General features: G+C 42.8%; 10 protein-coding genes. 4 read left to right on the top strand and 6 right to left on the bottom strand.

Annotated features, from left to right (window positions below):
• Positions 1–22: 22 nt before the first annotated feature.
• The 3 genes from ACP7AK_RS02025 to ACP7AK_RS02015 form a co-directional block, all read right to left on the bottom strand.
• A complete protein-coding gene (locus tag ACP7AK_RS02025) occupies positions 23–1,162 on the bottom strand; it encodes a phospholipase A (protein ID WP_425878291.1) in 1,140 nt (379 codons plus the stop codon).
• 21 nt (positions 1,163–1,183) lie between these two features.
• On the bottom strand, positions 1,184–4,123 hold the full coding sequence (locus tag ACP7AK_RS02020; RefSeq protein WP_425878289.1) for an insulinase family protein: 2,940 nt from the start codon (positions 4,121–4,123) through the stop codon (positions 1,184–1,186).
• A 165-nt stretch (positions 4,124–4,288) separates the two neighbouring features.
• Positions 4,289–4,741, bottom strand: a complete 453-nt coding sequence (locus ACP7AK_RS02015) for a GNAT family N-acetyltransferase (RefSeq protein ID WP_180087298.1) — start codon at positions 4,739–4,741, stop codon at positions 4,289–4,291.
• Positions 4,742–5,017: 276 nt separating this feature from the next.
• Between ACP7AK_RS02015 and ACP7AK_RS02010 the strand changes: the two genes are divergently transcribed.
• Genes ACP7AK_RS02010 through ACP7AK_RS02000 form a run of 3 tightly spaced genes read left to right on the top strand, consistent with a single transcriptional unit; the run spans position 5,018 to position 6,979 of the window.
• Positions 5,018–6,022, top strand: coding sequence for an adenosine kinase (locus ACP7AK_RS02010; RefSeq protein ID WP_004646774.1), 1,005 nt, complete (start codon positions 5,018–5,020; stop codon positions 6,020–6,022).
• A gap of 14 nt (positions 6,023–6,036) precedes the next feature.
• The gene (locus ACP7AK_RS02005; RefSeq protein WP_004279797.1) at positions 6,037–6,345 is read left to right on the top strand and encodes a Rieske (2Fe-2S) protein; all 309 of its coding nucleotides are present in this window, start codon (positions 6,037–6,039) and stop codon (positions 6,343–6,345) included.
• 19 nt (positions 6,346–6,364) lie between these two features.
• Positions 6,365–6,979 carry an OB-fold-containig protein gene (locus ACP7AK_RS02000; RefSeq protein WP_004279798.1) on the top strand — a complete coding sequence of 205 codons (615 nt, stop codon included), beginning with the start codon at positions 6,365–6,367 and terminating at the stop codon, positions 6,977–6,979.
• A gap of 66 nt (positions 6,980–7,045) precedes the next feature.
• Here the strand turns inward: ACP7AK_RS02000 and ACP7AK_RS01995 are convergent, their stop codons facing one another.
• Positions 7,046–7,717 carry a YidB family protein gene (locus ACP7AK_RS01995; protein ID WP_253148175.1) on the bottom strand — a complete coding sequence of 224 codons (672 nt, stop codon included), beginning with the start codon at positions 7,715–7,717 and terminating at the stop codon, positions 7,046–7,048.
• A gap of 105 nt (positions 7,718–7,822) precedes the next feature.
• Complete coding sequence (locus tag ACP7AK_RS01990) at positions 7,823–8,293, bottom strand: DUF6231 family protein (RefSeq protein ID WP_253148174.1); 471 nt, start codon at positions 8,291–8,293, stop codon at positions 7,823–7,825.
• 34 nt (positions 8,294–8,327) lie between these two features.
• On the opposite strand from ACP7AK_RS01990, the gene ACP7AK_RS01985 reads away from it, so the two are divergent.
• The gene (locus ACP7AK_RS01985) at positions 8,328–9,197 is read left to right on the top strand and encodes a DUF2797 domain-containing protein (protein ID WP_425878286.1); all 870 of its coding nucleotides are present in this window, start codon (positions 8,328–8,330) and stop codon (positions 9,195–9,197) included.
• A 60-nt stretch (positions 9,198–9,257) separates the two neighbouring features.
• On the opposite strand, the gene ACP7AK_RS01980 is transcribed toward ACP7AK_RS01985, so the two are convergent.
• Positions 9,258–11,123: a SurA N-terminal domain-containing protein gene (locus tag ACP7AK_RS01980; RefSeq protein WP_425878284.1), complete on the bottom strand. Its 1,866-nt coding sequence runs from the start codon at positions 11,121–11,123 to the stop codon at positions 9,258–9,260.
• Between the last annotated feature and the right edge of the window lie 60 nt (positions 11,124–11,183).

Here is an 11,183-nt window from a genome sequence, read left to right as displayed (position 1 = left end):
TAAGGTCATGAAACTTGGAATCTTAGAACCAGTTCATCAATGAGACACCTAAACCGATATACGTGGCACGGTGATTATAATCAATCAGACTTTCTCCGTAGCCATCAAATAGCTGGAATTGGCCACGCAAACGCCCACTGATCGGGAATGACCAATCGAACTGTACGGCTCCACGATTTTCATCTCCACCTTTTAAGGTATGTCGCAGCATTAATGAAAAATCATGCTCCTTATAACGATAAAATGCGGTCATGTCTCCACGGCCGATATAGTTTTTGATTTCTGGATTGTTATCATCTTCTCGCTTCTCTTCAAAGCGATACCAAGGACGAACCATCAAGGCAAAATTGTCTTTTTCAAAACCGAGATTCAGCATCACCCGGTTCCAGCTACGTGATAACGGATCAGAACGGCCATTGGACTGATGATTAATGGTCAATCCCAACATACGCCAGTTAAGACCTAAAAGATCATAGTTGGTACGGAAGATTAAACTGGCTTCGGGTTCATAGTTGGTTTCACGAAACGGACGTGATTCTTCCGAGTTATACACCTGCCAACGTGAAGATTGGGTATAACCAAGCCAGAGATCGCCATTATCTCCCAAGATATTTTCAACCGCCTTGGTCTTTAAAGACAACTGAAACTTTGCTTCGGTTGAGGTAAGATTTTGGTCTTCCTTCACTGTGTTTTCTGGATTTTCACTTTGAGGGAATTCATTTTTCTTTGATGTCCAGAAACCTGGCATCAAATACACTGGCTGATAAGAACGAATGTTCCAGGTGCCTAATTTACTTTCTGGAGAGAGTTCCCAGCGGCTATCCAGCAAAGACAGATTCGGCGTTAGCTTTGATCCTTCAGAAGCATAAATATTGGAAACGGTTTGACCAATTTTCGCTTTTAAATTATCGGGTTCAGGCGCAATTTCTGCTGCTGCACGACGCTCAGAAACGATTGCAGGCTTATCAGTGACCGGAATTTTAAATAAAGTATCATAACAGGCCAGACGCTCTGCACTAATTTCCAGTGCAGCACAGGCTTCAGCCGTTGCCGGCGTGGGACTGTTGACTACTGTTTCTTCCGCATTCACTTGCGTCCCAACTGCACAGCCCAGCAACACGCTCAGCTGTAGAGTTGAGCGCTTAAACGAATTAAGCGCCATCCCTTATCCTCTTTTTTTTATTTATAGAACTTGTTGAATTACAAAACCAAGCTGCTCCAGCATTTCACGTTTTGCCACTGGTGCCACAACGGCTTTCGTCGCCTGCTGCTCGACCAGATAGGTCTGTGCAACACGCTGCAAATCATCCAGTGTGACATTCAATAAACGTTCACGTAATTTTTTACGGAACGCTGGTGTACGTTGATGCAAGTAAGAATAACATGCAGTAATGGCTTCGCCTGCCGGTGAACCCGGTTTATCCATACTGGCGATCAGACCCAGAATGGCTTCTTCCAGTTGATGCGGCTGTTGTGGTGCATTGAGTAACCACTGGATACTGGCATCAAAATCCTGGAAAGTTTCTGCCAGACGTGGGTCACGGTAGCTATAGAAACGGAATGAACAGGCATTGCCGTCATAGCTCGCACCACCGCCATAGGCACCGCCTTTTTCACGAATGGCGCTGTGCAGGAAGCCATTACGCAAATAACCTGCCAGCACCATCAATGCAGCAGCATCAGGGTGTGAAACTTCAACAGCAGGATAAGCAGCCGCACAGAACTGGACATTGGCTTGAATCAACCAGGCTTCGTGCTGGTCATGGGTTACTTTTTCGACTTGAGTTAATGAAACTGGTGCAGAATCAACTTCAAGTTTATCCCAGACATTCTGAATTTCTTCGATCAGATGCTCAGACTGCGGCTCTTCACAGACTAACAGGAATTGCTTTGGTGCTTGCAACAAGACCCGATGAATCCGTTTTAATTCATCAATCAGAAGATCATATTCAGCCGGATCTTTTTCGATCTTAGACACCAGTTCGATCAGCCAGTTCAATGCACCCAAACCGGTATTGTGATAATCACGCAAAGCCAATGCACTATGCTGGCGTGAAGCCGTTTGCATTGCATAGCTATGTCCAGAACCGGAAATACGTGACTGCCAGCGCGTTTTACGCTGTTGTAACAGCTCGATAATACGGTCTTTTTCATCAAAACGAAGCTGTTCAAAACCAATCTTTAACAGACGGATCGCATCGAGATGATTCACCAAAGATTTGGTCGTTAGCGTCAACCAGGCAGTAATCTTGTTTTTGTCATCGACTTTAGAACGCAAAGATGCGCCCATGCCCAGACCGCCACTTACCGCTGTTTGCAGTTGCTGGAACTCAAGATAATCATACTCACCCGCACCGACTTCACCCATCAGGATCGACAGTAGGTTAAAGTAAGGCGACTGCACCACTTCATCCGGAATATTGACCAGAACCTGTTGATAATAAATCCCATTGGTGCCGGCATGATACAGGTTCAACGGCGTATCAACACGGTTACAGATAATCTCACGCAACTGGCCTTGAACAATTTGCAATTCCGCAGGGACATCTTCCAGACCGACTTTCGGCAATAAATTCAAGTCATCCGGCGTGTCCTGACGCACATTCAATGCTTCAGTCTGCGCAATAATTTCAGCTTTCTGTTCTTCAGTCAGATTCTTGCCAATTTCAGCCAAACGCGCTTTTTCATCCGCTGCTTCTTTAGCAGATTTAGTCGCATCCGGAACCAGTGTCAATTGGACACGATGTGGATTATCCAGCAGATGCTCTTTGATCAGATTGGATAACCACATCGGATCTTGCAGCTCTTCTTTGACTGCGGCAATCGCAGAGTCCACATCCCAAACTTCGACCGGATCACGATGATGAATCGCGCTACCCAGACCGCTCAGAATCAAGCTCAAACCATACGGCGTACCATCGCCATTGATTTCACGCTGATGCAATTCAATTTGATGCAGGATCGCATCGACCATGCTCTGATCAACTGGTTTAGAGGCAACATCTTCCAGAACCTTAAACACACCATTTTTAAATTCTTCTGCATGTTCAGGATTTGAACCCTGTACCGCACAGTAGAAAGTCATTTCAAAATTAGAATCATCCACGCCCATGAATGGACCTGTTGCATCAGCATAACCACACGTTTCCAGATAATGACGCAGTGGTGATGCTGAATCTTCTAACAAGATACCTTCAACTAAACGCATACCTAAACGCAGTTTAATGTCACTGGCTTCTGGCAATAACCATGACAGCACATGATAGGTCTTGTCCTGCAGGTCTTCAGCATCAACAGCATAGCTGTCTGTCACCGTCAATGGTGCAGTCAAACGGGTTTCAGGTGTTGGATACAGCGTCTGACCTTTTTCAAATTTGGACAATGCCAGATTTTCAAACTGCTCTTGCAGTTCGAATGCTGTTTTATTGCCAAAGGTCATGAAGACTGCATTACTTGGATGGTAATGTGACTTATAGAAATCAACTAACTCCTGGTAAGTCAGGTCAGGAATATCTTTAGGATCACCACCAGAATTATAATGATAGGTGGTATGCGGATATAAATGATGCGCCAGCGTGTGATACAGCTGGTCTGAAGGCGAACTCATCGCACCTTTCATTTCATTAAAAACTACGCCTTTATAGACAGGCTCGCCATTTTCCAGCTCAATGCGAATGCCTTCCTGGGCAAAATCTAGTGGATTGAGGTTCGCAGCAAATGCTGCATCCATATACACTTCAAGCAGGTTCTGGAAATCCTTGCTGTTCTGCGTCGCAAATGGGTACGCAGTCCAGTCCGCCGCAGTAAAGGCATTCATGAAAGTATTCAGTGAACGGCGAATCATCAGGAAGAATGGATCACGCACCGGGAATTTTTCTGAACCACACAGCGCAGTATGTTCCAGAATATGTGCTTCGCCTTTAGAATCCATCGGCTGGGTACGAAACGCCACCAGAAAGACATTTTCGTCGTGATTGGTCGCCAGATGATAATGTGTGGCGCCAGTCACTTTATGTTTATATTCAGACACGAAAATGTCTAAAGCTTCAACATGTTGTTGACGTACCAACTGAAACGCAGGATGTACAGTTTGAGAAATGGTTTCAGTGACATCTACAGTCATGCGATCTCCTAATGCTTTAATTAAAATAACTAAGCGCATTATAGCTTTAGTTATCTGAATTATTCACGTTGAAAACCGAGGATTTTGATCGAATTAAGTAAACTTGATCATTTGAAAATTAAATCATCAAATTTACTTCCTGCCTCTAGATGAGTATTTACAAGCTTAAGAAATCAGATATTTAAAATAGTTATAGCTTGGATTGTTTTCCACAAATACATAATTCTGCTTTTGATAAAAACTGGCGGCCAGTCGGGTATCTGTTTGCAGGCACAAAGCTGAATAATGCGGACGTGCCAATTGCTCCAGGTAAGCCAAAAGCTGTTTGCCTACGCCATGCTGACGATATTTCGGATGCACATAGAAACGGCGTACACGACCAATGCGGTCTTCAATGCCGTTATCTCCCAATTGCTGGTTTAAGCCGCCACAGGCAACCAATTTCTTGCCATCATGCGCCACCACCAGATATTCATTGGCGTGGCTAAAGCAGTTTTTCCCGGTGCGATATTCTTCTATTAACTTATCTACCAAATTATAGCCTTCTTTACGTGCCAGAGTTGCCAGTGTTTCGATCTGATCCGGGAGTTGTTCGGCTGTTACAATTTTAATATTCATATACGCACACTATTTGAAATTGTTGTGGAGAATGACAGTTGCCAAGCGACTTAAAGTATCATGCCAGGAGCGATATCTCTTTATAAATAAAATGTGATCCTTAAATCAATGCTGCAGCGCCGTAGTGCACAAAAATAAGTCAGTTTTTAGACCAAAGATAGCTGCTGAACAAAATACAGCATTTTTGAAAAGTATTTGAAAATGATTCAGCAAACTACAGCAATCCCAAGCAATCGTGTAAACTTAGGACTTTCATTTTTAATGTGATATTTGAACATGGCAACTGTTGATCTTTTTGCGATTGGTAATGCGCTGATTGACCAAGAATTTAAAGTTTCTGATGACTTTTTAACTGCACATCACTTGCAAAAAGGCACCATGCAACTTGCAGATGGTGAGACTCAGGCCACTCTTTATCAAAATCTTCAAGCGACTCAAGTGTATAAGGGTCAGGCTTCAGGCGGTTCAGCAGCCAACACTACCGTGGCATTTTCTGCGCTCGGTGGTTCTGCATTTTATGGCTGTCGGGTCGGAAATGACGAACTGGGGCACATCTACCTGAAGGGTTTGAATGATGCAGGTATTAAGACCACCACCCAATCGATCAGTGAAGGCGTAACAGGGACATGTATGGTTCTGGTCAGCCCTGATTCTGAACGTACCATGCATACCTATCTGGGTATTACGGCCGAACTGACTGATCAACAAATTGATTTCAGCGCACTAAATAGCGCGAAATGGCTATATCTCGAAGGTTATTTATCAACTTCTGACACAGCACGTCATGCCGTACAACAAGCACGTGATATTGCCCGTGCCAATGGCGTTAAAATTGCCCTAACTTTATCTGATCCTGCCATGGTGCAATACGCGCGTGCCGGTTTGGATGAAATGATTGCAGATGGTGTAGACTTGCTGTTATGTAACCAGCAAGAAGCGCTGATGTATACAGAAACAGATAATCTTGAGGCAGCCCTGCTTAAATTAAAAACAATCAGTCAGCACGTTGTCATTACATTGTCAGCTGAAGGCGCACTGATTTCGGATTATCAAAATACATTTACTGTTCCTGGCCGTAAAGTGCCTGCAGTAGATGCCAACGGTGCCGGTGATGCTTTTGCCGGGGCTTTCCTGTACGGATTGAATGCTAATTTGGGTCTTCAAGCTGCGGCTGAACTGGCGATTCTCATTTCGAGCCAAGTGGTTTCACAATTTGGTCCGCGCCTGGCAGTTGAAGACTATGCGGCATTATTACAAGACTTTCAAAAGGAATGTGCTTAATGTTTAAAATCTGCATGACCGAAGACGTTCCAGAGCGCGAAGCACGCTCTTTTGAGCTTCCTGATGGAGACAATATCTTTATCACACAGCGTGACGGTGCCTTCTATGCCTATCAAAACCTGTGTCCGCATTTGCAGGTTGAACTGGAATTTCTGGAAAACCAGTTTTTGGATCGTGATCAGGAATTTATTGAATGCTCCACGCATGGCGCCTTGTTTCTGGTAGAAAGCGGTGAATGCATTTCTGGGCCTTGCCAAGGTCAAGCACTTGAAAAAGTAGAGATTACCGTGCATTCTGATGGTGGAATTTACCTCTCAGAATAAGACGAAAACGGACTTCACCATGCCTGCATTTTTTCTAGACTATAACCTGATGCCTTTTCATCTGAGTTTATTGGCGATTATTCTGTTTGGTGTGGTGAAAACCATTGGTTTCTATTTTGGACTCAGACCCAGCAAGTTTCTGCAAAAAATTTCACCTTATGACTTTCAGCAGATGGATCTACTAAACGTCAAATTCTCCAAAACTTTGATTGTGTTTTTCTTCCTGATGAATTTTAGCTTTGCCGGCTATGTTTTACAGTTCCTGATCTATTCTCAGGAATTTAAATTTCTGCCTGCCTATTATCTGATTATTCCAGCTTTGATCATTGCGACTTTTTTTACTATTTTTATGATTCACTGTCTGGATCAGGTCATTCCCCCTAAATATAAAAAGAACAATGTCAATCTACTTGGTCGTCTGGCGACGATTTCCAGTGGCAATGCCCGTCCCGGTTTTTCTGCTCAAGCACGGGTACGGGATGAGTATGGACAACTACATTATGTACAGGTAGAACCTGAGTTTGGTGAACTCGGGTTTCAGTCGCAGATTATCCTGATTCGCATGAGAAAATCTCATTATGTTGCCAAGAAAATTTGTAAATCTAATCAGCTGTTTAGCATGAATCTAGATTAAATTCTAAATCATTTAATAGTTATTAAAAAATCCCGACAGATATCGGGATTTTTTTAATGTTTAGATTTATTTTTTAAGAAGTCCTGAAACCATATTCAATACATTTTGAATATCATTATTGGCTTCTTGCTTACTGGTCTGCTCACCTTGTGGAGTAAGCGAATCAATAATCTGCGGCAAGACCTGTGAAATCGCACTATAAACATCCTGTTTCGGTGCATGGGTTTGTTGTGCAACTGCTTCAACTTCCTGATCATCAAACAGGTTTTGCACCTGCTGCGGATCGACATTGGCATTTTCACCGGGGCCGGTCGACACCCAATCATCGACCTGGCTATTGAGCCCCTGTCCTTTGAGCTTGTCTAATGCACCCTGTAAACCGCCCTGTTTTTGAATCCAGGCCAGCACTAAAGGCAGTACTGCAATCAATAAGGTTTTACCAGTAGAACCACCCAATCCTGAACGAGACTGAGCAGTACCTTGAGTACCACTACCACCGAACTGACTTAGTACTGAACCTAAAATTGCCCCCAGACCATTTTGTCGAGTCTGCTGGCCGGTTTGATTTTGCTGGTTTTGAGTATTTTGATTTTGCTGAGAATTTGACTGGTTTAAATGCCCTAGCACAGACCCCAGGATATCTGCCAAGCCACCTTGTTGTGAGGACTTTTGCTGCAACTGTCCACCACCCAATGCCTGCTTTGCTAATATTTCCACAATACTACTCAGGTTTGTCATGTCCTATATCCTATGTGCATCTTAATTACAGAATACGGCCTGCCCTCATATTGTCTAGGCAAGATTGTGTTAATATTTGCAATCTTGGTTAAGCTAGTTTTTAGCTTACCAGCGAAATTTATCCCAGTTTTCCGGATTGGCCCAAAATTTGGAGTTAAACCAGTCTGGCACGTGCTTATAGGTTAAAATATTAAACTGCCACAGCGCAAAATCGGCCTCATGTATAGTTTTGTCAATCAGCTGGGTAAATCCTAAAGCTCTCAATAACTTTTCATTTTGCATCCGGCTGATCACCACTAGCCGTTTGGCAAACAAATCACGTAATTTCACCAGAATTTGACTCATGATCTGTTCAGACAAATGTTCTGTTTCTACAGTATCCAGCATCACCACAGCCAAGTCATAACGTTGCTGAAAAGGCAGATTTAAAAAGTCAGATACGCTAAAATAGGACCATTGAATAACTGGCTGAAACTGGACTTGGCTCAAGTCCTGCCCAATACAAATAGCAGTATGAATTGGCTGTTCCTGTGCGAAATCGTCTAGCATCGAAGTAATGACATTCTGCTCAGCCATAACTGCATCCTTATGATTTAAGTGAGTAATTTTTATGGAACTTCAGGGCATTTGTCATAAAATGCACGTCGGCCTCAAGGACCTTAGTGTAACTGATCAACAGATACAGCGGGCAAATGTTGAATATAAATTAATTTTAGATCGTGCAGAAATTGATCTTCCGTTTAATTTAGGCCAAGAAATCGAGATTGAATGGACCGGTAATATTTACTGCGTGTCTTGTGGCAACAAAACTTCCAAATCATTTTCGCAAGGTCACTGTTTTAAATGTTTTAAAACCAATGCTTCATGTGATATGTGCATCATGAAACCAGAGACGTGCCATTATCATTTGGGCACTTGCCGCGAAGATGAGTTTGCACAGAATGTCTGCTTTCAGCCACATATTGTCTATTTGGCCAATTCTAGCGCATTAAAGGTCGGTATTACCCGTACCAGCCAAATGCCGACCCGCTGGCTTGATCAGGGCGCGACCCAAGCCCTGCCGATTATGAAAGTGGGCTCACGTCGTCTTTCTGGAAAGCTTGAGGTCATGTTTGGTACTCAGGTTGCTGATAAGACTGACTGGCGCAAGCTACTCAAAGGTGAAGCAGAACCATTGAATCTGATTGAAGTGCGTGAACAACTTTTAGAAGAATTCGCGCCTAAAATTCAAAGCATTCGTGAAGAATTTAATCAGAATCTAGAATTTAATGAAAATATTGAAGTGCTTGACGATGAGTTCGCACGAGAGTTTATTTATCCGGTAGAACAATATCCAGAAAAGATTAAATCGCATAATCTGGATAAAACTCCTGTGATTCGTGGAAAATTACAAGGCATCAAGGGTCAGTATTTAATTCTGGATACTGGCGTAATTAATATGCGCAAATATACCGGTTATGAACTGATTATTCGTGCTTAAACCATTATTTGCCTAGAAAATAAAAAACCAGCCCGCAGGCTGGTTTTTTATACAACAATTTTATTTGATTTTTGCCTGAGACTTCAGGTAACGCGTATAGTCATCAAATTCTTGCTGACCACGAAGTTGTTGATATAACTTCACCAACTCACTGCGTTGTTCTGCACTCAACACATCCACCGGATTTTTCTTCACTTCTGATACGGCAACCACAACCAGCTCATTTGGCATTTTCGCTGTAGTCACTGACCAATGGCCTGCTTTTGGTGTCGGAAGACTAAAGGCCGCACGCTGTACATCACGTTTTAGTAAACCTTCAGCACGTGTGTAAACACCAGCATCTTCAAAGATCAAATCACCTTTCGCCACTGCCGCAGCCGGTTTGGTTTTGAACTCATCCAAAGCTTTCTGAATTTTTGCTTTTGCCAAAGCAGCTGCTTTGTCTTCAATCAACTGAGCTTTAACACGCGGTTTTGCTTCTGCCAGTGTTTGTTCGCCAGCTGCATGATAATTACGCACCTTAATCCAGGCTACATCACCATTGGCCAACTGAATGCTTGATGAAGCATTACGATCACCATTTTTAACATCATCATTAAACAATTTGACTTTGAGGTTAGCATCGCTCAGCACAGGATCACGAGTCGAAAGTGTCACTCCTTGAGCTTTCTGGACTTGTACACCTTTAACTTCCTGTGTAACGACATCCAGAGAATCACTTCCTACTACCATATCATTTAGCGTATTGACCGTATCAGAGAATGCATTGGATTTTTTAGCAGCCAAGGCTTCTTCAGAGAAACGTGCTTTTTGTGACTCAAAAGAAGGAACCGCAACATCTGGCGTTTGCACAGAAATAATGTGGTATCCATAATCTGTTTTCACCGGTGCAGAAACCTGACCTGATTTTAAAGAATTAACCGTCTGGTCAAATGCAGTGCCAAATACACCTTCTTCATAGACAGCAAGCGCACCACCTTTAGACTTAGATTCAGGATCTTCAGAATATTGTGCTGCAGCTTGAGCAAAAGTGGTACCGGCTTTAATTTTGGCTGCAATCTCGGTCGCCAGTTTTTTCGCTTCAGCATCACTACGACTGTCCGCCGTAATTAAAATATGCTTCACATCTGGTTTAACTGCCTGTTTTTGTGTCGCGACAAAAGCCGTGTACGCTTCCTGAAGCTCAGCATCTGTAACCGCTAAGCTCTGCACCTGAATATCGCTTGGCTTTAACACCAAATAGTCGACATCTACGCTGGTCGGCTGTTTGAATAGCGTTTTGTGTTTTTCATAATAGGCAGCAATATCTGCATCCGTCACTTTGACATCTTTTTTATAGCTATCCAGATTAATGCTGGAAATATGAATATGACGTTGTTCAGTTTGTAAATCAGCAATCTGCTGCATTTCGACTGGGCTTACCAATGGATAATCCAGGAAAGTCGATGACAGCATCTTCAGCGCATGATCTTTACGTAAACTTTCAATCAAAGCGCGATTGGTCATGCCAATTGATTTTAGATAATTTTCATATAAAGCATTCGAGAACTTTCCATCTTGCTGGAAAGTAGGCTGCTGAGCAATCATCTGTTCAATTTGCTGGTCACTCAGACTGATCCCTAATTCTTCAGCCTGTTGCAGCAATAAAGTACGTGCAACCAGAGTATCCATGGCTTTTTGGTCAATGAAGCTTTGATTCAGTAAAGTTTCATCCCCATTGGCATAACTGAGATATTGTTCTTTAAATGATTTGGTCAGTGACTCTAATTCTTTTTGAGATATTTCAGTCCCGTTCACTGATTTTGCCGCATCAGAGTTTCCGCTGCTAAAATATCCTTCAATACCTACAAGTGCTAACGGGGTCAAAAACAGAACGAGCAAGACTTTGCCCAACCAACCCTTAATAACTTTACGAAAAGCTTCCATAAGTATTCCAATATTTTATTTGCAAAGGATTTTAACCGAAAATACCCATTGAATGAATGT

Source organism: Acinetobacter sp. TWP2-2-3 (assembly GCF_049896445.1).
GTDB lineage: Bacteria > Pseudomonadota > Gammaproteobacteria > Pseudomonadales > Moraxellaceae > Acinetobacter.
This window is presented reverse-complemented; position numbering and strand designations above follow the sequence as displayed.

Bases quoted from the DNA above. Each gene is read 5' to 3' on its own strand.
- ACP7AK_RS02025 (WP_425878291.1), bottom strand. From the start codon at position 1,162: ATGGCGCTTAATTCGTTTAAGCGCTCAACTCTACAGCTGAGCGTGTTG.
- ACP7AK_RS02020 (WP_425878289.1), bottom strand. From the start codon at position 4,123: ATGACTGTAGATGTCACTGAAACCATTTCTCAAACTGTACATCCTGCG.
- ACP7AK_RS02015 (WP_180087298.1), bottom strand. From the start codon at position 4,741: ATGAATATTAAAATTGTAACAGCCGAACAACTCCCGGATCAGATCGAA.
- ACP7AK_RS02010 (WP_004646774.1), top strand. From the start codon at position 5,018: ATGGCAACTGTTGATCTTTTTGCGATTGGTAATGCGCTGATTGACCAA.
- ACP7AK_RS02005 (WP_004279797.1), top strand. From the start codon at position 6,037: ATGACCGAAGACGTTCCAGAGCGCGAAGCACGCTCTTTTGAGCTTCCT.
- ACP7AK_RS02000 (WP_004279798.1), top strand. From the start codon at position 6,365: ATGCCTGCATTTTTTCTAGACTATAACCTGATGCCTTTTCATCTGAGT.
- ACP7AK_RS01995 (WP_253148175.1), bottom strand. From the start codon at position 7,717: ATGACAAACCTGAGTAGTATTGTGGAAATATTAGCAAAGCAGGCATTG.
- ACP7AK_RS01990 (WP_253148174.1), bottom strand. From the start codon at position 8,293: ATGGCTGAGCAGAATGTCATTACTTCGATGCTAGACGATTTCGCACAG.
- ACP7AK_RS01985 (WP_425878286.1), top strand. From the start codon at position 8,328: ATGGAACTTCAGGGCATTTGTCATAAAATGCACGTCGGCCTCAAGGAC.
- ACP7AK_RS01980 (WP_425878284.1), bottom strand. From the start codon at position 11,123: ATGGAAGCTTTTCGTAAAGTTATTAAGGGTTGGTTGGGCAAAGTCTTG.